Below are 25,522 nucleotides of genomic sequence, written 5' to 3' on the forward strand. Positions count from 1 at the left end.
GGTTTTAAAAACCTGTGAGGCTTCTTCTAAATTATATTGCTTTTGCTTCGTTATGAAGTAAATCTATCAATTCGTCAAGATTTTCAGGGTCAATAAGTTTTACATCTCCTTTTGGAGCTGGTTTTTCAAATTTCACAGCTTCGGTTTGAACAGAAACTTCTTCTGCAGCCACAACATTTAAAGGTTTTTTACGCGCTTGCATAATTCCACGCATATTTGGGATCTTAAGGTCGCTTTCTTCAACCAAACCTTTTTGACCACCAATTACCAATGGAAGAGAAGCTGTTAAAGTTTCTTTACCACCGTCTATTTCACGAATAGCTTTGGCTTTATCACCATCAATTTCTAAACTGATGCAGTTATTTACAAAGTTAGCATCCAGAATTGCAGCAAGCATTCCCGGTACCATTCCGCCATTATAATCTATAGATTCACGGCCGGCAATAACAAGATCATATCCGCCATCTTTCGCAACTTTTGCAAGTTGTTTGGCTACCTGGAAACCATCGGTTGCAGGAGTATCTACTCTTATAGCATTATCGGCTCCAATAGCCAGGGCTTTTCTTAAAGTTGGTTCTGTTTCAGCGCCACCTACATTTACTACATCTACACTTGCGCCTTGCTTTTCTTTAAACCACATAGCGCGAGTAAGTCCAAATTCATCATTTGGGTTAATTACAAAATTCACTCCGTTGGTATCGAATTTCGAATCGCCGTCGGTGAAATTGATTTTTGAGGTAGTATCAGGAACGTGACTAATACATACTAATATTTTCATTATAGCGAGTTTTTTAAATTTATAACGATTTCGTTTACGAAGTTACATAATTTAATTCGAAAAATGCTATGCACGCATAATAAATTTCAAGAATTTTATCTACCCATAAATTATGGAATTCCTAAATAAGTTATATAAATGATGAAATAAAGTCGCAAAAGCTTAATGAAAATGATTATTTACTAATTGGAATATTAGTTTTTATTAGAGATTAAAAGGACCTACAAATTTTTGTGGATTATTAGTGGTGAAAACTTTATTGAATTACTATTTTTGTTCCTTTAATATGAATAAAAATATTTAGCATTATATATAATGAAGACAATTCAATTTAGGGAGGCCATTCAGCAAGCAATGAGCGAAGAGATGCGAAAAGACGATACCATTTATTTAATGGGCGAAGAAGTAGCAGAATATAATGGTGCTTACAAAGCCTCTAAAGGTATGTTAGACGAATTTGGCCCTGATCGTGTTATAGATACCCCAATTGCCGAGCTTGGTTTTTCGGGAATTGGTGTAGGTTCAGCAATGAATGGTAACAGGCCAATTATTGAGTTTATGACCTTTAATTTCTCTTTAGTTGGAATTGACCAGATTATAAATAACGCGGCAAAAATGCGCCAAATGAGTGGTGGGCAATTTAATATTCCTATCGTTTTTAGAGGGCCAACCGCCTCTGCAGGTCAATTAGGTGCAACGCACTCACAGGCTTTTGAAAGCTGGTTTGCTAATTGCCCGGGCTTAAAAGTTATTGTTCCTTCAAATCCTTATGACGCGAAAGGCTTGCTTAAAGCTGCCATTCGTGACGATGATCCTGTGATCTTTATGGAAAGTGAACAGATGTATGGAGATAAGGGTGAAGTGCCAGAAGATGAATATGTAATTGAAATTGGGAAAGCCGATATTAAAAGAGAAGGTAGTGATGTAACTATTGTTTCTTTCGGAAAAATTATAAAAGAGGCCTATAAAGCAGCAGATAAATTAGCTGAAGACGATATTTCTTGTGAGATCATAGATCTTAGAACCATTCGACCAATGGATCACGAGACCATTCTTGAATCTGTAAAGAAAACCAATCGTTTGGTGATTTTGGAAGAGGCCTGGCCTTTTGGCAATATTGCTACCGAAATTACTTACCAGGTGCAATCTAAAGCTTTTGATTATTTAGATGCGCCAATAGTAAAAATAAATACTGCCGATACTCCAGCTCCTTACTCTCCTGTTTTACTTAAAGAATGGTTGCCAAATAGCGACGATGTAATTAAAGCAGTAAAGCAGGTTATGTATATTGACTAAACCAGCACAATGCCGGTGGCAAAAATTAGCAATACAGTCAATTAATTGTAAGTTTATGTGTAACTCCAAGTATAGGCTTAAACTTATAAATAAATAGAAAAATTCCTTATAAATTTGAAACTTCATCGGATGTTAATTCGGTGAAGTTTTTTTTGTCTTATGATTAATAGATCACAACTCTTCACTTTCCTCTTCTTATTTACCTGTATTCTGGGAATAGCCCAAACCAAAGTTGGTGGTGTGGTGAAAGATTCTACCGGGCAATCGCTTCCGTTTGTAACGGTGATTTTTAATAAATCTTCAGAAGGAACAACTTCAGGCGAAAATGGGAAATTTTATTTACAAAGTAAAAATGATTATGCCGAGCTTAAAATTTCTTCTGTAGGTTATAAGACTGAAATAATCCAACTTCAGCAAAAAACAAACCTTGATCTGGAAATTGTTTTAAATGAAGAAACTTCTAATTTGGACGAAGTTCTAATTTCAAGGGGAAAAACTTCAAAAAACAACAACCCGGCATTAGATATTCTTCGAAAAATATGGGAAAATAAGCGAAGCAATGGGGTTTCGGCTTTTAAACAATACGAGTATAAAAGATACGAAAAATTGGAGTTTGACCTGGATGGAATTGACAGTTCCGTGGTAAAAAACCCGCTTTTCAATGGGATGGAATTTATTTTTGATTATACCGACACTAATAGGATTTCAGGAAGAAGTTATTTACCAATTTTCATCAATGAATCTGTTTCAAAAGTTTACGGTGACAATGTTGATAATGAGAAAAGAGAAGATCTCTTAGGAAATAAAAATTCCGGCTTTGAGCAAAACCAAAATCTTATCGCCGCCGTTAAAGATGTAGCCGATGAATATGATGTCTATAATAATTATATCAAGGTTTTTGACAAGAGTTTTGTGAGTCCCCTTTCCAAAACAGGCATCAACAACTATAATTATGTATTAAGCGATAGTACATATATAGAAGATAAATGGTGTTATAATATTATTTATTATCCAAGACGGGAAAACGAGCTGACTTTTAAAGGAGATTTTTGGGTTAATGATACCACCTGGGCGGTAAAGAAAATTAATCTTGAAGCTTCTCGTGATGCCAATATAAACTGGGTAAAAGAACTATATATAGAACAGGAATTTGAAGTGCTTAACGATTCTGTTTTTCTGATTTCTAAAGATTATTTTCAGGCTAATTTCTCATTAACCAAGAAAGAAACTTCAAAAGGAGTTTACGCAAAACGCACTCGCATTTTTGATGAATATACCTTTAACCAGAAAAAAGCAAAAGAATTTTATAATAAAAGAGTATATAATTTCAACGAAGAAATTTATAAAAGGGAAGAATCATTTTGGAATGAAAACCGCCTCGAGAACTTAAATAATGAAGAAGAAGGTATTTATGCTATGTTAGATAGTTTAAGGAAGGTACCTGCTTTTAGGAGGATATATGATATCGCAACTATCGCGGAATCTGGTTATGTAGAATTTAATGGCTGGGATTTTGGACCGGTTTATTCATTATTTGATTATAACCAAATTGAAGGATTTAGAACTCGTGTGGGTGGAAGAACCTATTTTGGCCAACACGATCCCTGGAGAATTGAAGGGTATTTAGCCTACGGGTTTAAGGATGATAAATTTAAATATGGAATTTCAGGAAAATGGTTGTTAGATCCCCAATCCCGTTTAATTATTTCTGGCGGAAAAAGACGGGATATTGAGCAGTTAGGCGCTAGTTTAACCAATAACACTACCGATGTTTTGGGGCGTAGTCTCGCCTCTTCGGGACTTGTTAGTGTTGGAGATAACACGAAACTAAGTAATATAGATTTAAGCACTTTTAATCTGGAAATTGAACCCTGGTATAATTTTAATATTCGATTTGGTGCTGCCTACCGCGAAATAAGCTCGGCCTCCCCTACTTTTAGTTTAGATTATTATATAGATGAAACCTTTACAGAAACGGCTTCAGAAATAAAGCAAACCGAAATTTCCAGTATTTTCACCTATACCCCCGGCAGAGAAACTTCGGGATTTGGAGTAGAACGAAATGTGGTGAACGATGAAGAATTTCCTACGTTTTTCCTAAACTATACATTAGGTCTTAAGAATATTCTAAATAGCGATTTCGATTATAAAAAACTGCAATTTTATTACGATCAGCCTCTTAGAATTGGTGGATTTGGGAGAGCTAATGCCAGTTTAGAAGCAGGAAAAACCTTTGGAGAAGTTCCTTTAGGACTCTTAAATGTAGTCCCGGGAAATCAAACATATTTCGCAATGTACAATTCATTTCCCGTACTTAATTTCTATGAATTTGTAACGGACACCTATATTTCAGCACATTTTAATCATAATTTCAATGGAAGGCTTTTTGCCAGGATTCCACTTTTACGAGATTTAAATTTGCGAGAATTAATAGGTATTCGCGGGGTTTGGGGAGAAATTTCAGAAGAAAATAAACAATTAAACGCATCAGGAATAATGCTGCGAGCGCCCAACAGGGAACCTTACTATGAGTATAGTTTTGGTGTTGGCAATATTTTTAAATTTTTAAGCCTGGAAGCGCATTTTAGAGGTAATTATCGTCAAATTCCCGAAGCCCGAAATTTTGCAATTACAGCTTCCTTCGGTTTTCACTTCTAAATAAGCCGAATTAATATTGATTTTCACTATATTTGCCGCCCTTAATTGAGAAAAACGAAAGAAAATGTCAGATAGTTTTGATGTATTAATAGAGATCCCGAAAGGGAGTAGAAACAAGTATGAGTATGATTTTGAGTTAAAGAAAGTCCGTTATGACAGGATGATCTTTTCTTCCATGATGTACCCTGCAGATTATGGGTTTATCCCCAACACGCTTGCTCTGGATAGTGACCCATTAGATGTTTTAGTGTTGGTAAGCGAGCCAACTTTCCCTGGTGTGGTTATGGAAGTTAAGCCAATTGGTGTTTTCCATATGGCCGATGAAAAGGGACCAGATGAGAAAATTATTTGTGTGCCGGTTTCAGATCCTATTTGGAATAGATTGAACGATCTTAAAGAACTTAATGGCCACATGATCAAAGAAATTGAACATTTCTTTAAAGTTTACAAAGATCTTGAGAAGAAAAAAGTAGATGTTGGTGGTTGGGGCGATGCTAATGAGGCGCGTAAAATTATTCAGGATTGTATAGACCGTTTTGAGAATTATGATGGTGACAAGGACCGTTTTGGAATACTACCATAATTAAAACAACATATTTTTGATAATTTAAAAGCAATAACCTTAAAAAGTTATTGCTTTTTTAATTATAGCCGATTTACTACATTAGCCATATTAACTAAAACTTAACAATTAATATGGAATCAATGATGATTTATATGCCTGCAATATTGGCTATTATAGGACTCATTTTTATGTGGGTTAAAAGATCCTGGGTAATGAAACAGGATGCCGGGGACGGAAAAATGAAAGATATTGCTGCTCACATCTACGAAGGAGCACTTGCCTTTTTAAATGCAGAATATAGATTATTAAGCTTTTTTGTAATTGGTGCCAGCATTGCCCTGGCCGCAGTTGCGTACATAGTACCTACTACCCATTATCTAATTATTGTTGCTTTTATCTTTGGTGCATTCTTCTCTGCCCTGGCAGGAAATATGGGAATGAAAATAGCTACCCAAAGTAATGTGCGCACCACCCAGGCAGCCAGAACCAGCCTACCCCAGGCCTTAAAGGTATCTTTTGGAGGTGGTACTGTTATGGGATTGGGGGTTGCCGGTTTAGCCGTACTTGGGCTCACCGCATTTTTCATATTCTTCTATCATTTTTTTATGGGTGGAGCATGGACAAGTACTGGCCAGATGACTATCGTTCTTGAAACGCTTGCCGGATTTTCACTTGGAGCTGAATCTATAGCCTTATTTGCCCGTGTTGGTGGCGGTATCTATACCAAAGCTGCCGATGTTGGTGCCGATTTAGTGGGTAAAGTAGAAGCGGGAATTCCTGAAGACGATCCAAGAAATCCAGCTACCATTGCTGATAATGTGGGGGATAACGTAGGTGATGTAGCAGGAATGGGAGCCGACCTCTTTGGAAGTTATGTAGCTACTGTTCTCGCCGCAATGGTATTGGGAAATTATATAATTGAAGATATGGGTGGAAATATCGTCGATTCCGGGTTTGGCGGAATAGGCCCTATTTTATTACCAATGGCTATCGCCGGCGCCGGAATTATAATTTCAATTATCGGAACACTTTTAGTTAAAATTAGCAGTAATACAGCAAAAGAAGCTGAAGTCCAAAAAGCCTTAAATATTGGAAACTGGACAGCAATTGCTCTTGTAGCCGTAGCCAGTTATTTCCTGGTAACCTGGATGCTCCCAAAAGAGACACTAACTATGGGCTTCTTTATTGGTGGCGCTGAAGGCTTCGAATATATTGCTATAGATTCTATTAGGGTGTTTTATGCCTGTTTAGTGGGAATTGTAGTTGGTGGGGTAATTTCTGCAGTAACTGAATATTATACAGGTTTGGGTAAAAAACCAGTACTTTCTATCGTACAAAATTCAAGTACGGGAGCCGGAACAAACATAATCGCTGGACTCGCAACCGGAATGATCTCTACTTTTTTATCTGTTTTGTTATTTGCCCTGGCCATTTGGGCTTCTTATGCTTTCGCTGGATTTTACGGAGTCGCTTTAGCAGCTTCAGCAATGATGGCTACAACCGCTATGCAATTGGCAATTGATGCTTTTGGACCTATTGCCGATAATGCCGGTGGAATCGCAGAAATGAGTGAACTTCCCGCTGAAGTTAGAGAACGTACCGATATATTGGATTCCGTAGGAAATACTACTGCGGCTACTGGAAAAGGTTTTGCGATTGCTTCAGCAGCACTTACCTCTTTAGCACTTTTTGCCGCTTATGTAACTTTTACCGGTATTGACGGAATCAATATTTTTAAAGCTCCTGTTTTAGCAATGTTATTTATTGGTGGAATGGTGCCGGTTGTTTTTTCGGCATTAGCGATGAAATCGGTTGGGAAAGCGGCTATGAAAATGGTAGAAGAAGTGAGACGACAGTTTAAGGAAATTCCCGGAATTATGGAGGGAACCGCAAAACCGCAATATGATAAGTGTGTGGAGATCTCAACACAAGCTGCACTTAAAGAAATGTTGTTGCCGGGTGTTTTAACCATTGGCTTCCCTATTGCTATTACTTTATTACCCATGATTTTTGGTTATGAAAATGTTTTAATTGCTGAAATGCTTGGGGGGTATATGGCGGGAGTTACCGTAAGCGGTGTACTTTGGGCGATTTTTCAAAATAATGCCGGTGGCGCCTGGGATAATGCAAAAAAGTCTTTTGAAGCTGGGGTTATGATTAATGGTGAGATGACCTACAAAGGCTCTGAAGCGCATAAAGCTGCGGTTACCGGAGATACTGTTGGCGATCCGTTTAAAGACACCTCAGGACCTTCTATGAACATTCTAATTAAACTTACCTGTCTAATTGGTTTGGTGATCGCGCCAATTCTTGGTGGGCATACCGAAACCGACGTTCCAAATGAAGGCGCTTTTATAGAAAATGAACAAAATGCTACGGAAATTACCGGGAATAGTTCAGAAGAAATCCAGGTGAATATGACATCCAAAGGAAATGAAACTATTGCTAAAGTTAGGATCACCACCACTAGAAAAGGAGAAACCAAAGTTCAACAAAAAACCTTTACCGGAAGTAAAGCTGAAGTAGAAAAACAAATACAGGATTTAAAAGACAAGGCCTGATAATTTTTAAATTTTAGAAAAAAGAGGCTGTTTGAATATACTCTTTTCGTCAACCTGAACTTGTTTCAGCTTCTAACATGTTAGATCCTGAAACAAGTTCAGGATGACGGTTTTAAGATTTCTCAAACAGCCTTTTCTCTTTCAATTCCCTTAATAAATAGGAAAAGCGCCATTACCATAGGGACGGTAACAACGCTCTTCCACAACCTAACCAATAAATAAAACCAACAATTATGACATATAATCGCGGAACTTGTTCACCTCGATTTTTGCTTCGAGATCGTGCAATAAATTATATAATCCAAAAAATGTTCGGTTGATATACAGGAAGTGTTTACTACCACGATTTCCGTTCATTTTTCTCAGTTCTGTATCTTTACTGTATTTTTCACTTAATTCGGTTATTGAACTCCAAAATGTTTCATCTGCAAAATCAAAAGTTTCTTCATGAAACGGACTCGTAAACAAGCTCAACATTTGATAGAATAACTCTGAAAAATATTTGATTTCTCTTTCAGTATCATCTTCCCTTAAAATTTCCAGTTCAAATAATTTTTTATTGAAAAATTCAGGATTATTGATATTTTCTTTCTTCGCTAATTCAAAGTACGGCACATAAAAATCATCTGGCACCTGCTTGATGCAACCAAAATCTATCGCTATAAGATTTGCATCTTTATCTATTAAAAAATTTCCCGGATGAGGATCGGCGTGTACTTCTTTAAGCACGTGCATTTGGTACATATAAAAATCCCATAGCGCCTGTCCTACTTTATCTGCTTTTTCCTGACTTTTGTTTTCTTTGGCAAACTCGCTTAAATGCTTACCATCCATCCAATCCATTGTGATGATTCGCTCACTGGATAGATCCTCGTAATATTTCGGAAATTTTAGATTTGGAATATGGGAACAAGCTTCAGAAATCTCTTTACTCTGTTTTACTTCAAGAATATAATCTGTTTCTTCGAGTAATTTCCCTTCAACTTCCTTAAAATATTTCTCAGAATCCTTTCCTTGAAGATTGAACATCCTGGTTGCAATTGGTTTCACCATCGCAAGATCTGAACTGATACTATCTGCAACCCCAGGATATTGAATTTTCACAGCAAGTTTTTTCCCATCTTTAGAAGCCTTGTGAACCTGGCCTATACTGGCCGCATTCACCGACTGGGTTGCAAAAGTATCATATAGTTCTTCGGGATATCCCCCATTATATTTTTTAAAAGTTTTTCTTACTAAAGGCGCAGAAAGCGGCGGAACGCTAAACTGCGCAAGGCTAAATTTCTCCACATAAGCATTTGGTAAAAGGCTTTTTTCCATGGAAAGCATTTGTGCCACTTTTAGCGCGCTTCCTTTTAAGCTTTTAAGGCTATCATAAATATCATCAGCATTATTTTGATCTAATTCATCACGAGTAAAATCAGAATTAAAAGCTTTCTTGCTATAATATTTAAGGTAATTACCTCCTAACTTCACACCGGTTTGCATCAGTTTTGAAGTTCGGCCAATTTTGCCTGTTGGTATTTTATCTATTGTTTTCATTTGTTGTTGGGGTAGACTTTATTAAGCCATTTTTTCTTTCCACAGGAACTTTCCTAAATCTATAACCCGCTCTAGCGGGGTGTTATCAAACACATCAAAAACTGTGTTTACCGATTTTTCTATCGCAACATCTGTACTTTCGAATTGCGCAGAATTATCATCCATCCAAAATTTCATTAGGAACATTAGTTGTACCCAGGCCGCTTCAGAAAAAATACTTTCAGACTGCTGTAAAGCTTTTACAGCTTTATCGGTATTTCCGTCCTGAATTAGGTCTCTGGCAAAAGATTTCACTCTTTTTCTTAATCCTTTTAATTGTTCCAAATTTTTCATTTGGCTCTCATGCTCTTTCAATGAAAATAATACGTAACTTCTATTTGCCGTTAGCATTTCAAAGAAGGTATAATAAAAAGTGAGCATTTTTTCACGGTTGGTGAAAGTTTCAAATTCAGGGCTTTTATTTAATACCGTAATTGTATGCTCGTAAAAACGCTCCCAGATACCTTTTTGCAATCCTTCAAAACTTCCGAAGAAATTATAGAATTCCTCCTCCTTAATTTTATTCTCCTTGCAAAATTTATATACCGTTTTAGGTCTATGCTCCTGCTCCAATACATAGTCCATGTACATCGCAATAAGCTTATCCTTATCTAAAACTTTTTTCGTGGTAGTCTTCTTATTTGTGGTAGCCATAATTTTTATTTCTTTTCCAAAGATACAACCTTGTTTAATCTTTATTTCATAATATTAAACAAAATGTTTGTTAAAAATATCTTTGCTGGTTAAAATTGTATTTCAGATGTTTAGACGTGAGCTCGCTTCTTTAATTACAACTTATGCCAGTTTGTCAGCGGGCTTTTAATGGTATTTTTTTTGACTGTAGGTAAGCAACAATAAATAGTATTAAAAACGAAAATATATGGCAACCGGAAAAATTAATGTTTCTGTAGAAAACATTTTCCCACTGATAAAGAAATTTCTTTACAGTGATCACGAAATCTTTCTAAGGGAATTGATTTCTAACGCAACAGATGCAACTTTAAAACTAAAACACCTTACAGATATTGGGGAAACCGATGTAAAGTACGGTAACCCGGTAATTGAAGTAAAAGTAGACAAAGAAGGAAAAAAACTTCACGTTATAGACCAGGGTGTTGGGATGACGAAAGAAGAAGTTGAAAAGTACATCAACGAAGTAGCTTTCTCTGGCGCTGAAGAGTTCCTTGAAAAATATAAAGACTCGGCTAAAGATAGCGGGATTATTGGCCATTTTGGTCTTGGATTCTACTCTGCCTTTATGGTGGCGAATAAAGTAGAAATTATTACCAAATCTTACAAAGACGAACCTGCAGCCCATTGGGTTTGTGAAGGAACTACTGAATTCACCCTTGGAGATGCCGACAAAGAAGTGCGAGGCACCGAAATTATTCTTCATATAAATGATGACGAAGAAGAGTTTCTAGAAGAAAACAGAATCCAGGAATTGTTGGTGAAGTATAACAAGTTTATGCCAATTCCAATTAAATTTGGAACTAGAGAAGAAACTTTGCCCCTTCCGGAAGATGCTCCTGAAGACGCTGAAGCAGAAACCAAAACGGTGGATAACATAATCAATAATCCTGAACCGGCGTGGACTAAGCAGCCAACCGATTTAGAAGATAAAGATTACAAAAGTTTTTACCGCGAATTGTACCCAATGCAGTTCGAGGAACCTTTATTCCACATTCACCTTAATGTAGATTATCCTTTTAATCTTACCGGGATTCTTTATTTCCCTAAGATGACGCAGGATATGAATATTCAAAAGGATAAAATTCAGCTTTACCAAAACCAGGTTTATGTAACCGATAATGTTGAAGGTATTGTTCCTGAATTCTTGACGATGCTTCGCGGAGTAATTGATTCTCCAGATATTCCATTAAACGTTTCCCGTTCTTACCTACAGGCAGATGGAGCTGTTAAGAAAATCTCCAGCTACATTACCCGTAAAGTAGCCGATAAGCTAAAATCCCTTTTCAATAATAATCGTGAGGATTTTGAGCAAAAATGGAACGATATTAAAATCGTTATTGAATACGGAATGCTCTCTGAAGATAAATTCTACGAAAAAGCACAGAAATTCGCACTTTACCCAACGGTAACTAACGAGTATTACACTTTTGATGAACTTCAAGAGACAATAAAAGATAACCAGACCGATAAAGATGGAAACCTGGTAGTGCTTTATGCTTCTAATCAAGACGAGCAACACAGTTATATTGAGGCAGCTAAAGCCAAAGGCTACAAAGTGTTGTTATTAGATTCTCCAATTATTTCTCACCTGCTTCAAAAAATGGAAGGTGAAAAAGAGAAATTCACTTTTGTTCGTGTAGATTCAGATCAGGTAGATAACCTCATCAAAAAAGACGAAGAGAAGATTTCTAAACTTTCTGATGAAGAAAAAGAGAAGTTAAAGGGAGACTTTGAAAAAGTTATTCCGAAGGAAAAATATACCGTACAGTTAGAAGCTATGGATAGCGATGCTGCGCCATTGTTAATCACGCAACCAGAGTTTATGCGCCGAATGAAGGAGATGCAGCAAACCGGTGGCGGTGGTATGTTTGGAATGGGCAATATGCCAGAGATGTACAACCTGGTGGTAAACACCAATCACCCATTAATTTCTGATATTCTAAACACCAAAACCGAAAAGAAACAGGAACGCTTAATCAAGCATTCTTTAGATCTTGCGAGATTATCTCAAAACCTGCTTAAAGGGGAAGAGTTAACCAACTTCGTAAAACGTAGTTTTGATATGGTAAAATAATTTCTCTTACGAGGAAAATTATAAAAGGTCTGGGAAGTCTTGTTACCGTCAAGCTGAACTTGTTTCAGCTTCTAACATCTTAGATCCTGAAACAAGTTCAGGATGACGATTAAAACAACTTTTCAGACCTTTTTATTTTAAAATAAAACGATAATTATTCTAAATATCTGAGAAAGATAAATTATTTGAAATCTAACTTTTAGAAGTGACTTCCATATTCAAGCTCAGATTACGTTTTATAATTTGATAAAAACGCTCTACATCATAAGGTTTTACGATAATATCGTTCATCCCTGCCTCGTGAATTTCCTGTCTAACTTCTTCTATTTCTACTGCGGTTAAAGCAACTACAGGCACGTGTTTATTGAATTGCCTAATGCGTTTGGTTGTTTCCATACCATTAATACCCGGCATATTCAAATCCATTAAAATAAGATCAAAATTCTCAGCTGTTGCCCTTTCTATAGCTTCAACCCCATTTGCCGCAACCACACATTCAAAATTTTGCTTCTCCAAGATTCTCTTAGTAACTACCTGGTTAATTCGGTTATCATCTACCACCAAAATTCTTTGAGCTTCCTTTAGATTATCTAAATAAACTTCATGTGCAAAACCGGCTTTCTTTGATGGGGATTGATCTTCTTTTAAACTTAGGCTAAAACAAAAGGTAGAACCTTCGCCTTCCTTACTTTTTAGATGAATTTGAGAATCGAAAAGTTCCAGCAAACGTTTAACAATGGGCAGTCCCAGGCCGGTCCCCTGGTAATTGTAATTTGATGATTTAAGCTGGGAAAACTCTTCAAAAATTATTTTCTGTTTACTTTTCGGAATTCCAATCCCGTCGTCTTTTACTTCAAAATAAATCACCGATCTGTCCTCTACCCTCGCCTGCAATTCAATATTTATAAAGATGTTCCCGTTTTCTGTAAATTTTACCGCATTGCCCACCAGGTTCATTAGAATTTGAGATAACCTAACGGGGTCTCCTATAAGATCTACCGGTATTCTTTCATCTATACTGTAGTGCAACTTAGATTTATTTTGAAGACGCGTAAATTCAAAAGTATTTACGATGCTAAGCACCAATTCCTGAATATTAAACGGAATATTCTCCAGTTTTACCTGGTTAGATTCCATCTTGTTCATTTGTAACACATCGTTGATAAGCGCCAAAAGATAATCGGCTGAGAATTTTAAGGATTTTAGATCACTTTCGTGCTTTTTCAGGCTTTTATCATCTAACAATAATGAAGTAAGTCCCACTACGCCATAAAGCGGAGTTCTTAACTCGTGACTTACAGTAGATAGAAATTCGGTTTTCAATCTGGATAGTCGCTCGGCATTATCCCGAGAATCCAGCAACTGATTATTTTTCTCCTTTAGCTCGTCAATAAGCTTTTTTCTATCCTGGTTTATTTTATTTAAGATAAGTAGAATTATTATAAGGATTAGTGAAGCTACCACCATAATCAAAATCTTCTCAGTAGATTTACCGATTAGTTCATCTTGATAAGCTTTTTCTTTTCTGGAAATTTCCAGGTTACGGCGATATTCATCTACATCAAAACGAGCATTGACAGCTTCTATTTCAGCTATTTTCTCATTTTCAAATAATTGCGAGTTATTTACATTATGCTTTTCAAGATTTTCATAGGCCTTTTCATAATCACCATTTTCAAAAAGCATATTGGCGTAATCTTTACTTAAAAGGGAGATTGGAAGTAATAGCGAATCTTTTTCAGCCAAACGAAGACCTTCACTAAAATAATAATCTGCCGAATCTAATTCATTTGTTTTATGATGATATTTTCCCAATAACATATAAAGCTGGGAACGAACATTATTATTTTCTTCAGCCCCAAGAAGTTTTAAGGATTTCTTCAAATATGGATAGGCAAAAGAATATTTTTCACAATCCATATACGTCCATGCAATATTCACGGTGGGAAATAACTTCTCTTTTTCAACAGCTATAGAATCAGCAAGATTAATCACTTTATTATAGTAAGCTATCCCCTTATCTTCACTCCCTTTAGTTTCAGAATAAATATTCCCCAGGTTGTTATATATATATATAAGAAGGGTATCATTTTTTAATCCGTTCGCATAATCTAAAGCCTGTAAATAATTTTTCTTGGCTCTAAGGGTATCCTTTAAATCATTATATGCATTTCCAAGAAAATTATGGGCGTGAAACTTATAGTAATCATCCTTTACACTTTCAGCATGATCAAGCAAAAGATATGCGTTTTCAACACCATCTTTATAATTGTACTTCTTTAAATATTCAGAAGTAATATTGGCAAGATTCTCCAGGCTGTCTTTTGAAACAGGATTTTCCTGTGCAGAAAGCAAATTGAGACCTAATAAATAAAAAGTAAAAAGTAAGTAGTTATGTTTCAATATTACAATAAGTTAGGTTGTAGAAAGGGCGGTGAAAAATACTCTATTTTCACGAATTATACAACAAATTTGAGCTTAGACCGATTATAATTTATAAAAAATAGCTAGTCCTTATAATATATTTTTATCTTTAAATTATGCAATATCCCTGGCACCTTTACGTAATGGGCGCGATGTATATCGTTGCCGGAACGCTCCATTTCATCAAACCCAAAATGTATATGCGCATTATGCCGCGTTACTTACCGGCGCATAAAGCTTTAGTTTTATTAAGCGGACTGGCAGAAATTCTTCTTGGTCTACTCTTGTTTTTTCCTGAAACCAAAGATCTCGCGATCTATGGAATTATCTTAATGTTAGTCGTTTTTCTGCTGGTACATTTTTATATGCTTTCTTCTAAAAAAGCAGCTGCCGGCATTCCAAGATGGGCCTTAATGCTAAGAATACCACTTCAATTTTTTCTTATATATTGGGCCTGGTTCTATTTACAATTTTAAAGATGAAATCAGAAATATTTAGTTTGCCAGATGCGGAGCTGCGGTATTTTCCAGATTTTCTTAGCTCCGAAAAAGCCGATTTCTTTTTGGAAAAATTACTGAAAGATATTCCCTGGAAACAACAAAATATTAAACTCTTCGGAAAAGAAATTCCGCAGCCACGTTTAACCGCATTTTATGCCGAAAAGGGGATTTCCTATACTTACTCGGGCCTGCAATTAGATCCAGAATATTTTTCAGCTGAAATTTTAGAATTGAAACAGAAAACCGAGAAAATTTCAGGATTTGATTTCAATACCTGCCTCGCTAATCTTTATCGCGACGGGAATGATAGTATGGGCTGGCACGCCGATGATGAAAAAGTTTTAGGCAAAAATCCTGTAATTGCTTCTATAAGTTTAGGTGGTGTTCGTAGTTTCCAGTTTAAACACAAAAAGGATAAAAACCTAAAAGAAAAAATTGAACTGCAACACGGTAGTCTTATAGTTATGCAGGGAAGTATGCAGCATTTTTGGAAACATCAGCTTCCTAAAACAAAAAAAGAAGTACCGCCAAGAATCAATCTTACTTTTCGGAAAATTCAATAAAAAAAGCCATTATGAATACCAAGTCACAATGGCTTTTACCAATTAATTTTAGACGGAAATTACCCGTAAATCTCGTTTAGTATTTTCGCAAGGCGAATTCCACCTTTTTGCAGTTGCTCTAATACAGTAGGAAGGTGATGATACATATATTCGTAACCTAACTTCTCACCCATTTCAACCGAATCATAAAGTTCGTTGGCCATATCTCCAGATTCATAAACCCAATCTAAAACCTCACCATCTTCTATCGCTTTAATCTGCGCTCTGTTTAGTTGCCTGGTATTCGCGGCAAGCTCAGTATAACTCATTTGGTAAGAATCTATCATTTGGCTATCCCATACCCTGTGAATATTAGAACCTTCGTTATACCAACGCACCTGCACATCGTTACCACCTTTATCGGCAGCTCTTCCTACGTGAAAAGGTTGATGAAGATCTCCTACAAAATGTACTAACATTTTAAGGTGAAATTGTTTGTCTTCTTTAGATGCATTTTCATTCTTTAAAACTTCCTTGCACTTTAAAATCGCCTGGTAAAGATCTCCTTTAGGATTTGCGGCTTTCTCATCATATTGAGTTTGTCCTTCGGCTAAATTCACATAATGCCAGGGGCCATACTGTCTGAAATCGGGGTCACTTTTAATATCATCGGCATAATTAGCCACAAAAGCTAAACCCTGCCCGTTTAAAATTTTATCTATAGCTTTTTTAGCTTTTTTACTTAAATAATTTTCAGCTATTTCCCCGGTTGCACGGTGTCCTGTTTTCCCCCAGTCATTATCATTAGCAAACCCGGAGGTTAGGCTTAATAAAACCAAAGTAAGAATCAGCAATTTTTTCATTTATAGATTTTTTTGAGATTATAGAGATAATATCTCTACCATAATTTTCGCAAATATAACGAAGCACATATTTTTTAAATGTTAAATCTTTTTAGATTCTAAATTATTACAATATATTTATGATATCATTTTAATATCAACCAATTTAAAATATCATGACTCAGGAAAAAGATCTCAAAGCATCAAACGGCTATATCATGTTGTTTGTTTTTCTATTTTTATTCTTCGGAAGTATTATCAGTTTTATTGTACTCAGTAATGCCTGGTTTATTCTTGGAATAGTTATCTCATTATTTATACTTCCCGGACTTATCCTTGTAAATCCTAACGGCTCAAGAGTACTTTTACTTTTTGGAGATTATAAGGGTACTGTAAAAAAGAACGGACTTTTTTGGGTTAATCCATTTTATACTAAAAAGAAGGTTTCATTGCGAGCCCGAAACTTTGACAGTGAACGTCTAAAAGTAAATGACAAGTTAGGAAACCCGGTAATGATAAGCACTATACTGGTTTGGCGTGTACGCGACACCTATAAAGCATCTTTCGACGTAGATAATTTCGAAAATTTTGTCGTGGTACAAACTGATGCTGCCGTAAGAAAACTTGCCAGTCTCTATCCTTATGATAATTTTGCAGATGAAGGTTTAGACGAGGATATTACGCTGCGATCTAGCGTAAATGAAGTTAGTGATGCATTAGAAAAAGAGCTCGAAGAGCGCTTGAATATCGCCGGGATCGAAGTTCTGGAAGCCAGGATTGGCTACCTGGCCTATGCCAATGAAATTGCAAGCGCAATGCTAAAGCGCCAGCAAGCCACCGCCATAGTTGCTGCACGCCATAAAATTGTGCAGGGCGCCGTAGGAATGGTAGAAATGGCACTGCACGAGTTAAGCGCAAAAGAACTGGTAGACCTTGATGCTGAACGCCGCGCCGCAATGGTTAGCAACTTAATGGTAGTTCTTTGTAGTGATAAAGATGCAACCCCGGTAGTAAATGCTGGCACTTTAAATCACTAGACAATGAAGGTTTTCGAAGAAAAACAAAGCTTTAGGCAATGGTGGCTACTGCTCGTTGCAGTTGCCGCGTTAGGTATTCCTATGGCATTTATTATAGACGATTTATTAATCGGGAACCTGGAAAACATAAGTATTGAATTACTAATAGCTCTAATAACATTGCTCCCATTTATATTCTTATGGAAGTTAAGTCTTCACACAAAAATAGACCAAAGTGGAATCACAACTTGGTGGGAGCCTTTTCATTTCCTGGAGAAAAAATTTCTTTGGAAAGATTTAAAAGAAGTTTACGTAAGAAAATATAACCCTCTAACGGAATATGGCGGTTGGGGAATAAGGGGTTTAGGAAAAACAAGAGCTTATAACGTTTCTGGCAAACAGGGAATTCAGCTGGTAAATCCTAAAGGGAATTTTCTAATCGGTACACAGAAGCCTACTGAAGCAGAAGCAATAATAAAAAAATACACAGTATGAAGATCGCTCAAAACATATTCATAGGCTTTTTCTTTATCAGCATAAGCTTGTTTGCACAGGAGAAAAATTATACAGAAGATACCTTATCTATAAATCAATTTACAGAAGGTAACCTTGTAACTCCAAAGACAGCACAGAAACCTCCCCTGGTAATTTTTATTCAGGGATCTGGGGGTACCAATCGTGACGGTAATCAAAATTCTTTAAAGAGTGATTTTGCGAAAAAAATAGCCTACGAATTAGCCCGGGAAGAAATTGCAAGCTTTAGATTTGATAAACGCAGCATAAAAGCCAAAGAATTAAATTTAAAAACAATTTCCTTTGATGATTTGGTATTTGATGTGGAAAGCATACTTAGCTATTTTAATGAAAAAGACAACTTCAGTAATTTAGTTTTCGCCGGCCATAGCCAGGGTTCTTTAATAGGAATGCTGGTAGCAAAAGGTAATGCTGACGCTTTTATTTCTATCGCTGGACCAGGAAAAAGCATAGATCATATTTTAGCAGATCAACTTTCGGCGCAACTACCGCAACTTAAAAATGATATAGAAAAAAGTCTGCAGGAAATAAAGAAAAATGGAAGCTCTACAGATTATCCGAAAAATTTTGAAAACATTTTTCATCCCAGAAATCAGCCTTTTTTACATTCCTGGATGAAGTATGATCCTGCAGAAGAAATCGCCAAACTTGAAATTCCTGCTTTAATTATCAATGGAACCAATGATTCCCAGGTAAAGGAAGAACAGGCTGAATTACTACATACCGCAGCTAAAAATTCAGAATTAGTTTTATTGGAAGATATGAATCATGTTTTTAGAAAAGTTAGTTCTAATGATTTAACTAAGAACTATCAAACTTACAATAATGCTGAATTACCATTGCATCCCGAAATAATTCCGGTTTTAACCGATTTTATTAAAAATCTGGAAAATAAATAAAATGAGTAATAAAAAAGCATTCGCCCTTAGAGTCGATGAGAAGATGCTGAAAGCCATTGAAAAATGGGCTGCTGATGAATTCAGGAGCACCAATGGGCAGATCGAGTGGATGCTAAACAAAGCCCTAAAAGAAGCAAATCGCCACCCAAAAAATAAAAAAGAAGAATAATGGCATACAAAATAGTATTTTCAGACATTGATGGAACTTTATTAAACCACGATAGGGAATTATCTCTCGCTACCATCTCAACAATAAAAAATTTAAAAAACAAGCTTCCCTTTGTACTTATTTCAGCAAGGATGCCATCAGCGATGCGCCACCTTCAAGCCGACCTCGATATCGAGGAGCAACCTATAATATGCTACAATGGAGGTTTAATTTTGGTAAATGGCCAGGCAGTAAGTTCAACTGAGATCCCATTTAATATATTAGAAAACCTCTGCGATTTCAACAAAAGTATGAATTGCCATTTAAGTCTTTATAACAGCGATGAATGGTATGTGCCGGAATACGATCAATGGGCAGCAAGGGAAGTAAACAACACTAAAGTAAAACCAGAAATTAAATCGAATAACGAAGTTCTTTCTACCTGGAAAGAAACAAATAAAGGAGCACATAAAATTATGGCGATGGGAGATGAAGCACATATTGATAAAATCAAGGATTATTTGTCAGAGAATTTCCCAGGGCAATTACATCTGTATCGTTCTAAAGCCACTTACCTGGAAATTGCTAACAAAGAAATTTCAAAACTTACGGCGATAAAATTTTTATTAGACAATCATTTCAATATAAAAACTGAAGAAACTATAGCTTTTGGGGATAATTACAATGATGTAGAAATGATAAAAGGTGTAGGAATGGGTATTGCTGTGGGAAATGCAAGAAAAGAAGTGCTAGAAGTTGCCAACATTGTAACCCAAAGCGGTAAGGAAGACGGGGTTGCCAATAGCCTGCAGGAATTGTTCAAAACCCAGGTATAGAATCCCCTATTTCTTTAAGAAGAGTTTAAGAAAAATTGTATTTTGGCGCCGCTTATAAAATATTTTCTATGGAAGATGCACCGGTTTTCACCAATGATGCAGTAGTATTTGGACTTTTAATGCTCGCGCTGGGCTTCGTATTCTATACCTCTTCAAAAAAAGAAGGTTTCTGGAAAAAATTCTACGCAGTTGTACCGGCACTTTTAATGTGCTACTTAATACCGGCAATCTTTAATTCCCTTGGGTTAATTGACGATGGTACTTCTCAACTATACTTTGTAGCCAGTAGATTTTTATTACCTGCTGCCCTGGTATTAATGACATTAAGCATAGACTTAAAAGCTATTTTTAACCTTGGGCCCAAAGCACTTATTATGTTCTTTGCAGGTACCGTGGGAATTATTGTTGGCGGGCCACTGGCCGTTTTAATTGTTTCGGCAATTTCTCCTGAAACCGTGGGCGGCGTTGGCCCCGATGCTATTTGGCGTGGTCTTTCTACCATTGCCGGTAGTTGGATTGGTGGCGGAGCCAATCAGGCGGCAATGCTCGAAATTTATGAATACAACCCCGATCTTTATGGTGGGATGGTACTGGTAGATATTGTAGTTGCCAATTTACTCATGGCTGGATTACTTATGGGTATTGGAAAAACTGAAAAAATAGATAAATGGTTAAAAGCCGATAATTCAGCTATTACAGAGCTTAAAGACAAAGTTTCTAATTACGCAGCCAGTGTAACCAGAAACCCAAGCCTGCCAGATTATATGATTATGCTTGCTCTTGCTTTTATAACCGTAGGAATTGCACATTGGGGAGCCGATGAAATCTCAGTATTTCTATCTTCTAATTTTGAAATTTTCACCGACAATAAAAGTGCCCTTTCTTCATTTTCATCATCGTTCTTCTGGATGATCACCATAGCAACCGCCATTGGAATCGGTCTTTCTTTTACCAGGTTTAAAACCTATGAAGGTGCAGGAGCCAGTAAATTAGGAAGTATCTTTATTTACATTCTTGTGGCCACTATAGGTATGAAAATGGATCTTGGGATGGTTTTCGATAACCCGGGACTTATTGGCATAGGGGTTATTTGGATGCTTGTTCACGTTATTTTTCTATTTGGTGTCGCAAAACTTATAAAAGCTCCTTACTTTTTCCTTGCAGTAGGAAGCCAGGCAAACGTAGGAGGCGCCGCTTCGGCACCGGTAGTAGCAGCGGCATTTCATCCTTCTCTGGCCACGGTAGGCGTATTACTCGCTGTATTTGGCTATGTTGTTGGAACCTATGGTGCAATTCTTACCACTATTTTAATGCAAATCGCGGCCGGGAGTTAGTTTAAAATAGAAAATTATAAGATATTTGCCGCCTAAATCAGAAACCTGAAACCAGCTAGATACTGGATAAAAAATTAGGAGTACATAATAAGATTTATCGCTTGTCAAGTATTTCCTATTGAAAGAAAACTATAAAACAAAATGAAAAAAATTAGCATTCTTTTACTGGCCATTATCGCCCTTAGTTCCTGCAATAATAAAGAAAGCAACCTTATTGTAAATGCCAATATTGACGGACTTAGAAAAGGAACCGTTTATCTTCAAAAAATAGAGGATACGCTTATGGTAGATCTAGATTCCGTAGAAGTTAATGGAGATGCTAATATAAGACTGGAAACATTTATTGAAAGTCCACAAATTATGTATCTATATCTTAAGAAAGTAGATAATTCTCAATATGATGATCGCATAGATTTCTTTGCTGAAGAAGGAGAAGTAAACATAAACACCAATTTGGAGAAGTTTGTAACCGATGCAAAAATAACCGGGGCTAAAAATCAGGAAAAACTGGAAGAGTATAGAACAATGATGAAGCGTTTCAATGACAAAAATTTGGAACTTATACAGCAGAATTTTAAAGCACAGCAGCAAGAAAATGAGGAACAACTTATTGCCATAGATAAGCAATATGAAAGTTTACTTAAAAGAAAATATCTTTATACTGTAAATTTCGCCATAAATAATAAAGATTTAGAAGTAGCCCCTTACCTCGCGCTTTCTGAAGTATTTGATGCGAATATTAAATACCTGGATACAATCTACACTTCTTTAGAGCCTAAGGTTAAAAACTCTTTATATGGAAAAGAGTTAAAAGAATTTCTAAAAGAAAGAAAAGCTGAAGAGGAGGAAATAGAAAATATACAATCTGAAGAAAACAATGAAGATGCAGAAGGCGTAAGTTAATTAAGCATCTTTGTTTACTCTCAAGCCTGCAAAAATTTGCAGGCTTTTTTTATAGAATCTTCTCTAATAAAGAGAGGAATTCACTTATATTTTCGCAATAAAAACTTATACTTGTTATCGTATTGAATCAAATACGATAACATCATTGCAAAATCAATTTAAATGAGTTCTTCAAAGAAAAACCGTTGGCTAATTGCCGCTTCTGCAGTATTTATCCATCTTTCTATCGGTGCGGCATACGCTTATAGTGTTTATACTCAACCTCTGGTAGAAACCCAAGAATGGTCAATGGCTTCAGTAACCACAGCATTTACTATAATGATGGTTTTAGGAGGTGGTTCCGCCGCATTATTTGGGAAGTTTGTAGAAAGAAGTGGCCCAAGGAAATCGGCTATGCTAGCTGCTATTTTATTTGGATTGGGCCAGGCGGGTTCCGGTTTCGCCATTTCTATGGATTCTCTAACAGGATTTTTACTAACCTATGGACTTTTAAGCGGATTCGGTTTGGGAATTGGTTATATTTCACCGGTTTCAACCCTGGTTAAATGGTTCCCAGATAAAAGAGGTCTTGCAACGGGTATGGCGGTTCTTGGCTTTGGTACTGGCGCACTTATTACCGCTCCCGTAGCTGCCAGCCTCATAGAATCTATTGGCATTAGCAACACTTTTTATATTTTAGGAGGCTCATATTTTATTCTAATGATGCTTGGCGCATCTTATATCGCACCCCCACCAAAAAATTGGATGCCTGAGGGAATGAAGGAAGCTGTAAAAGCAGGAACCCGAAAAATAAAGAAAGACTTATCACAAGCGACTTCAGGAGAAGCAGTTAAAACTAAACATTTCTGGATGCTCTGGACGATGATGCTTATTAATACCAGTGCAGGAATTATGATGATCTCGGTAGCCTCCCCAATGGCACAAAATATCGTAGGACTTTCGGCAGGTGCAGCGGCTACAATGGTGGGGATTATGGGGATATTTAATGGTGGTGGCAGGTTAGGCTGGGCTGCGGCTTCAGATTATATTTCACGCCCAAAAGTTTTTATTATTTTTTTCGTAATTCAGCTTATTGCCTTTATAACATTACCAATTATTACAAGCGCCTTTATCTTTCAAATTTTTATATTTTTTGTAGTAAGTTGTTATGGTGGCGGTTTCTCTAACCTTCCAGCTTTTATTGGCGATCTCTTCGGAACAAAAGAGTTGGGCGCTATTCACGGTTATTTATTAACAACCTGGTCTTTAGGAGGTCTCATTGGCCCCACCCTGGTTTCTCAAATTTATACCAGAACCGGGAGTTATATTCCGGTATTTTATGTGTTCACAGTATTAATAATTATCGCTCTGATTATTAGTATATTATTAGACAGAAGTATTCAAAAAGTAAGAACTGAACACAAAGAACTCAAGTACGAGAACTCAACTTCTTAATTTGAAGAGTAAAAGAAGCTAATGAAATTATAAGTTTCCACCTCCACCCCTTCCGCATATAGCATAAAAAAACCTCTCAAAAAATTGAGAGGTTTTTAATTAAGAGCCGATGGAGGGACTCGAACCCACGACCTGCTGATTACAAATCAGCTGCTCTAGCCAGCTGAGCTACATCGGCCAGTAATTTTTATAATGCGTTGATCTTCGCGATAAGAGCTTCAGCTTTTGCTTCCAACTCTTTTTCTATTGCTTTAAAATGTTGTTTTTTATTCTCAACATCTTTCTGATTGATCTTAGTGATCAATTCGTCAAAATCTGCAATGGCTTCATCTACAATCGCTTCAGTTTTAGATGCGTCTTCAGGGTTAGCCATTTGATGTATATATGCGGCATCAATAATGTCTCCCATTACGTAATTCACATCTCTTTTCAATAATCTTTTACTTGCCATATCACTTAAATTTCGGCTGCGAATTTAAACTATTTTCTAATACAAAAAGCAAGATATAAAGAATTATTTTTCCTGAATTTTCTTTAGGGAATTAAGTGCTTCAGGAATATGCTGTGAAGCTCCCATATTATTGAATTTATGAATTAATCTTTTATTCTTATCAAACACAAAAGTTTCCCTTCCTGGCAGTAAACCAAGCAAACCTGCTTTTACTCCAAAAGCCTGGCGTGCACGTTTTTCCTTATCTGAAAGTAAAATAAAGGGCAGTTTGTGCTTTGTAGCAAATTTTTTATGCGAATTTTCATTATCTGTACTTATGCCAATCACCTCAGCACCTAAATCCTGAAATTCTTCGTAATGGTCTCTAAAACTGCAAGCTTCTTTTGTACAACCCGGTGTAAAATCTTTTGGATAGAAAAATATTACCAGGGCTTTATCTTCCACACGGGAAAAATGATAATTTTCCCCTTCCTGATCTTTTAGAGTTAATCTCGGTAATTTATCGCCAATTTTAAGTGCCATCTATTCTCCTTTATAGGTTACGTAATTCCGTGGAGTTTCATATAGAGTAATCTCCAAATCTAAATCGGGTTTTAATTGCTCCCTTATTCTATTCCAAATCACTACAGCAATATTTTCTGCCGTAGGATTAAGTTCATCAAAAGGAGCTACCTCTTCATTTAAATTCTTATGGTCAAAGGGCACTTCTACCTCTTTATAAATTAGATCTTTAAGTTGCTTTAGATCCATTACAAAACCAGTTTCCTGGTCTATCTCACCGGTTACTGTTACGATTAGTTCGTAATTATGACCGTGATAGTGAGGATTGCTGCATTTTCCAAAAACCGTGAGGTTTTTCTCATCACTCCAGTCTTTGCGAAACAAGCGATGCGCCGCATTAAAATGAGCTTTTCTATGTACACTTAATCTCATTTTTGAATACTTGAATAATATTTATCAAAAATAATTTTGAACCACTCTGTATAACCCCCTGGATTCACTTCCATATCAGATTTTATGGCTCCAAGACTCATCCATTTCCAACTGGCAACTTCATCTGGATTAGGTTTAGGATCGGCTTCATAATTTCCAATCATAATATAGTCAAATTCGTGCTCGGTTAGTCCGTTATCAAAAGGCGCTTTGTAAATAAAAGACATAATTTCCTTTAGCTCAGTGCTAAAACCCATTTCTTCCTGGAGTCTTCTCTTTCCCGCGGCAATATTACTTTCCCCTTCTCTCTGGTGACTGCAACAAGTGTTGGTCCATAAACCGGGAGAGTGATATTTAGAATGCGCACGTTGTTGAATCATCAACTCATCTTTATCATTGAACACAAAAACTGAAAATGCCCTATGCAGCAAAGCTTTTTCGTGAGCTTCTATCTTCTCCATAAGGCCAATTTGCTCGTCCTTTTCGTTAACTAATATTACTTTTTCTTTTCCCATTATTT

General features: G+C 36.4%; 24 protein-coding genes and 1 tRNA gene. 15 read left to right on the top strand and 10 right to left on the bottom strand.

The window, feature by feature from the left end:
• Positions 1–31: 31 nt before the first annotated feature.
• Complete coding sequence (locus FG27_RS04990; RefSeq protein WP_037316341.1) at positions 32–778, bottom strand: electron transfer flavoprotein subunit beta/FixA family protein; 747 nt, start codon at positions 776–778, stop codon at positions 32–34.
• Positions 779–1,093: 315 nt separating this feature from the next.
• On the opposite strand from FG27_RS04990, the gene FG27_RS04995 reads away from it, so the two are divergent.
• The 4 genes from FG27_RS04995 to FG27_RS05010 all read left to right on the top strand — a co-directional run bounded on the left by FG27_RS04995 (position 1,094) and on the right by FG27_RS05010 (position 7,858).
• Positions 1,094–2,074 carry a pyruvate dehydrogenase complex E1 component subunit beta gene (locus FG27_RS04995; RefSeq protein WP_037316343.1) on the top strand — a complete coding sequence of 327 codons (981 nt, stop codon included), beginning with the start codon at positions 1,094–1,096 and terminating at the stop codon, positions 2,072–2,074.
• 159 nt (positions 2,075–2,233) lie between these two features.
• Entirely contained in the window at positions 2,234–4,732 is a 2,499-nt protein-coding gene (locus FG27_RS05000) for a DUF5686 and carboxypeptidase-like regulatory domain-containing protein (RefSeq protein WP_037316345.1), read from the top strand.
• Positions 4,733–4,796: 64 nt separating this feature from the next.
• Complete coding sequence (locus tag FG27_RS05005) at positions 4,797–5,315, top strand: inorganic diphosphatase (protein ID WP_037316347.1); 519 nt, start codon at positions 4,797–4,799, stop codon at positions 5,313–5,315.
• 113 nt (positions 5,316–5,428) lie between these two features.
• Positions 5,429–7,858, top strand: coding sequence for a sodium-translocating pyrophosphatase (locus FG27_RS05010; RefSeq protein WP_037316349.1), 2,430 nt, complete (start codon positions 5,429–5,431; stop codon positions 7,856–7,858).
• Between the two features lie 231 nt (positions 7,859–8,089).
• Here the strand turns inward: FG27_RS05010 and FG27_RS05015 are convergent, their stop codons facing one another.
• Both FG27_RS05015 and FG27_RS05020 read right to left on the bottom strand, forming a co-directional pair.
• Positions 8,090–9,400: an AarF/ABC1/UbiB kinase family protein gene (locus tag FG27_RS05015; protein WP_037316352.1), complete on the bottom strand. Its 1,311-nt coding sequence runs from the start codon at positions 9,398–9,400 to the stop codon at positions 8,090–8,092.
• Positions 9,401–9,421: 21 nt separating this feature from the next.
• Entirely contained in the window at positions 9,422–10,093 is a 672-nt protein-coding gene (locus FG27_RS05020; protein WP_037316355.1) for a TetR family transcriptional regulator C-terminal domain-containing protein, read from the bottom strand.
• A gap of 226 nt (positions 10,094–10,319) precedes the next feature.
• Between FG27_RS05020 and htpG the strand changes: the two genes are divergently transcribed.
• Positions 10,320–12,206 carry a molecular chaperone HtpG gene (gene htpG, locus FG27_RS05025; RefSeq protein WP_037316358.1) on the top strand — a complete coding sequence of 629 codons (1,887 nt, stop codon included), beginning with the start codon at positions 10,320–10,322 and terminating at the stop codon, positions 12,204–12,206.
• Between the two features lie 192 nt (positions 12,207–12,398).
• Here htpG and FG27_RS05030 read toward each other — a convergent pair whose 3' ends face one another.
• Positions 12,399–14,609: a response regulator gene (locus FG27_RS05030; RefSeq protein ID WP_037316361.1), complete on the bottom strand. Its 2,211-nt coding sequence runs from the start codon at positions 14,607–14,609 to the stop codon at positions 12,399–12,401.
• Positions 14,610–14,746: 137 nt separating this feature from the next.
• Here FG27_RS05030 and FG27_RS05035 point away from each other — a divergent pair, with 137 nt between their 5' ends.
• Together FG27_RS05035 and FG27_RS05040 are read left to right on the top strand one after the other, a co-directional pair.
• Complete coding sequence (locus tag FG27_RS05035; RefSeq protein ID WP_037316364.1) at positions 14,747–15,106, top strand: MauE/DoxX family redox-associated membrane protein; 360 nt, start codon at positions 14,747–14,749, stop codon at positions 15,104–15,106.
• A gap of 2 nt (positions 15,107–15,108) precedes the next feature.
• Entirely contained in the window at positions 15,109–15,693 is a 585-nt protein-coding gene (locus tag FG27_RS05040) for an alpha-ketoglutarate-dependent dioxygenase AlkB (protein ID WP_051935766.1), read from the top strand.
• A gap of 59 nt (positions 15,694–15,752) precedes the next feature.
• On the opposite strand, the gene FG27_RS05045 is transcribed toward FG27_RS05040, so the two are convergent.
• A complete protein-coding gene (locus FG27_RS05045) occupies positions 15,753–16,535 on the bottom strand; it encodes a S1/P1 nuclease (RefSeq protein ID WP_037316367.1) in 783 nt (260 codons plus the stop codon).
• 155 nt (positions 16,536–16,690) lie between these two features.
• Here FG27_RS05045 and FG27_RS05050 point away from each other — a divergent pair, with 155 nt between their 5' ends.
• The 8 genes from FG27_RS05050 to FG27_RS05080 all read left to right on the top strand — a co-directional run bounded on the left by FG27_RS05050 (position 16,691) and on the right by FG27_RS05080 (position 23,618).
• Positions 16,691–17,551 (top strand): SPFH domain-containing protein, encoded by an 861-nt coding sequence (locus tag FG27_RS05050; RefSeq protein WP_037316370.1) that lies wholly within the window; start codon positions 16,691–16,693, stop codon positions 17,549–17,551.
• A 3-nt stretch (positions 17,552–17,554) separates the two neighbouring features.
• The gene (locus FG27_RS19345; protein WP_037316373.1) at positions 17,555–18,025 is read left to right on the top strand and encodes a hypothetical protein; all 471 of its coding nucleotides are present in this window, start codon (positions 17,555–17,557) and stop codon (positions 18,023–18,025) included.
• On the top strand, positions 18,022–18,963 hold the full coding sequence (locus FG27_RS05060; protein ID WP_037316376.1) for a S9 family peptidase: 942 nt from the start codon (positions 18,022–18,024) through the stop codon (positions 18,961–18,963). The genes FG27_RS19345 and FG27_RS05060 overlap by 4 nt, the downstream gene beginning before the upstream one ends.
• A 1-nt stretch (position 18,964) precedes the next feature.
• A complete protein-coding gene (locus FG27_RS18915) occupies positions 18,965–19,132 on the top strand; it encodes an Arc family DNA binding domain-containing protein (RefSeq protein WP_070053311.1) in 168 nt (55 codons plus the stop codon).
• Entirely contained in the window at positions 19,132–19,947 is an 816-nt protein-coding gene (locus tag FG27_RS05065) for an HAD family hydrolase (protein WP_037316378.1), read from the top strand. Before FG27_RS18915 ends, FG27_RS05065 begins: the two co-directional genes overlap by 1 nt.
• Before the next feature lie 68 nt (positions 19,948–20,015).
• Entirely contained in the window at positions 20,016–21,281 is a 1,266-nt protein-coding gene (locus FG27_RS05070) for a DUF819 domain-containing protein (protein WP_037321961.1), read from the top strand.
• A gap of 141 nt (positions 21,282–21,422) precedes the next feature.
• Positions 21,423–22,184: a DUF4369 domain-containing protein gene (locus FG27_RS05075; RefSeq protein ID WP_037316381.1), complete on the top strand. Its 762-nt coding sequence runs from the start codon at positions 21,423–21,425 to the stop codon at positions 22,182–22,184.
• A gap of 162 nt (positions 22,185–22,346) precedes the next feature.
• Positions 22,347–23,618 (top strand): OFA family MFS transporter, encoded by a 1,272-nt coding sequence (locus FG27_RS05080; protein ID WP_037316384.1) that lies wholly within the window; start codon positions 22,347–22,349, stop codon positions 23,616–23,618.
• Positions 23,619–23,722: 104 nt separating this feature from the next.
• On the opposite strand, the gene FG27_RS05085 is transcribed toward FG27_RS05080, so the two are convergent.
• From FG27_RS05085 to idi, 5 genes are all read right to left on the bottom strand, one after another.
• A tRNA-Thr gene (locus FG27_RS05085) sits at positions 23,723–23,796 on the bottom strand.
• A gap of 9 nt (positions 23,797–23,805) precedes the next feature.
• On the bottom strand, positions 23,806–24,069 hold the full coding sequence (locus FG27_RS05090; RefSeq protein WP_037316387.1) for a hypothetical protein: 264 nt from the start codon (positions 24,067–24,069) through the stop codon (positions 23,806–23,808).
• Positions 24,070–24,132: 63 nt separating this feature from the next.
• The gene (locus tag FG27_RS05095; RefSeq protein WP_037316390.1) at positions 24,133–24,591 is read right to left on the bottom strand and encodes a peroxiredoxin; all 459 of its coding nucleotides are present in this window, start codon (positions 24,589–24,591) and stop codon (positions 24,133–24,135) included.
• On the bottom strand, positions 24,592–25,002 hold the full coding sequence (locus tag FG27_RS05100) for a 6-carboxytetrahydropterin synthase (protein WP_037316393.1): 411 nt from the start codon (positions 25,000–25,002) through the stop codon (positions 24,592–24,594). It lies immediately after the preceding gene.
• Positions 24,999–25,517, bottom strand: a complete 519-nt coding sequence (idi, locus tag FG27_RS05105) for an isopentenyl-diphosphate Delta-isomerase (protein WP_037316396.1) — start codon at positions 25,515–25,517, stop codon at positions 24,999–25,001. The genes FG27_RS05100 and idi overlap by 4 nt, the downstream gene beginning before the upstream one ends.
• Between the last annotated feature and the right edge of the window lie 5 nt (positions 25,518–25,522).

Source organism: Salegentibacter sp. Hel_I_6 (assembly GCF_000745315.1).
GTDB lineage: Bacteria > Bacteroidota > Bacteroidia > Flavobacteriales > Flavobacteriaceae > Salegentibacter.

Coding starts and splice junctions, on each gene's coding strand:
- FG27_RS05100 (WP_037316393.1), bottom strand. CDS start 25,002: ATGAGATTAAGTGTACATAGAAAAGCTCATTTTAATGCGGCGCATCGC.
- FG27_RS05095 (WP_037316390.1), bottom strand. CDS start 24,591: ATGGCACTTAAAATTGGCGATAAATTACCGAGATTAACTCTAAAAGAT.
- FG27_RS18915 (WP_070053311.1), top strand. CDS start 18,965: ATGAGTAATAAAAAAGCATTCGCCCTTAGAGTCGATGAGAAGATGCTG.
- FG27_RS05050 (WP_037316370.1), top strand. CDS start 16,691: ATGACTCAGGAAAAAGATCTCAAAGCATCAAACGGCTATATCATGTTG.
- FG27_RS05070 (WP_037321961.1), top strand. CDS start 20,016: ATGGAAGATGCACCGGTTTTCACCAATGATGCAGTAGTATTTGGACTT.
- FG27_RS05020 (WP_037316355.1), bottom strand. CDS start 10,093: ATGGCTACCACAAATAAGAAGACTACCACGAAAAAAGTTTTAGATAAG.
- FG27_RS05060 (WP_037316376.1), top strand. CDS start 18,022: ATGAAGATCGCTCAAAACATATTCATAGGCTTTTTCTTTATCAGCATA.
- FG27_RS05065 (WP_037316378.1), top strand. CDS start 19,132: ATGGCATACAAAATAGTATTTTCAGACATTGATGGAACTTTATTAAAC.
- FG27_RS05080 (WP_037316384.1), top strand. CDS start 22,347: ATGAGTTCTTCAAAGAAAAACCGTTGGCTAATTGCCGCTTCTGCAGTA.
- FG27_RS05045 (WP_037316367.1), bottom strand. CDS start 16,535: ATGAAAAAATTGCTGATTCTTACTTTGGTTTTATTAAGCCTAACCTCC.
- FG27_RS05015 (WP_037316352.1), bottom strand. CDS start 9,400: ATGAAAACAATAGATAAAATACCAACAGGCAAAATTGGCCGAACTTCA.
- htpG (WP_037316358.1), top strand. CDS start 10,320: ATGGCAACCGGAAAAATTAATGTTTCTGTAGAAAACATTTTCCCACTG.
- FG27_RS05005 (WP_037316347.1), top strand. CDS start 4,797: ATGTCAGATAGTTTTGATGTATTAATAGAGATCCCGAAAGGGAGTAGA.
- FG27_RS05000 (WP_037316345.1), top strand. CDS start 2,234: ATGATTAATAGATCACAACTCTTCACTTTCCTCTTCTTATTTACCTGT.
- FG27_RS05075 (WP_037316381.1), top strand. CDS start 21,423: ATGAAAAAAATTAGCATTCTTTTACTGGCCATTATCGCCCTTAGTTCC.
- idi (WP_037316396.1), bottom strand. CDS start 25,517: ATGGGAAAAGAAAAAGTAATATTAGTTAACGAAAAGGACGAGCAAATT.
- FG27_RS04995 (WP_037316343.1), top strand. CDS start 1,094: ATGAAGACAATTCAATTTAGGGAGGCCATTCAGCAAGCAATGAGCGAA.
- FG27_RS19345 (WP_037316373.1), top strand. CDS start 17,555: ATGAAGGTTTTCGAAGAAAAACAAAGCTTTAGGCAATGGTGGCTACTG.
- FG27_RS05010 (WP_037316349.1), top strand. CDS start 5,429: ATGGAATCAATGATGATTTATATGCCTGCAATATTGGCTATTATAGGA.
- FG27_RS05040 (WP_051935766.1), top strand. CDS start 15,109: ATGAAATCAGAAATATTTAGTTTGCCAGATGCGGAGCTGCGGTATTTT.
- FG27_RS04990 (WP_037316341.1), bottom strand. CDS start 778: ATGAAAATATTAGTATGTATTAGTCACGTTCCTGATACTACCTCAAAA.
- FG27_RS05090 (WP_037316387.1), bottom strand. CDS start 24,069: ATGGCAAGTAAAAGATTATTGAAAAGAGATGTGAATTACGTAATGGGA.
- FG27_RS05035 (WP_037316364.1), top strand. CDS start 14,747: ATGCAATATCCCTGGCACCTTTACGTAATGGGCGCGATGTATATCGTT.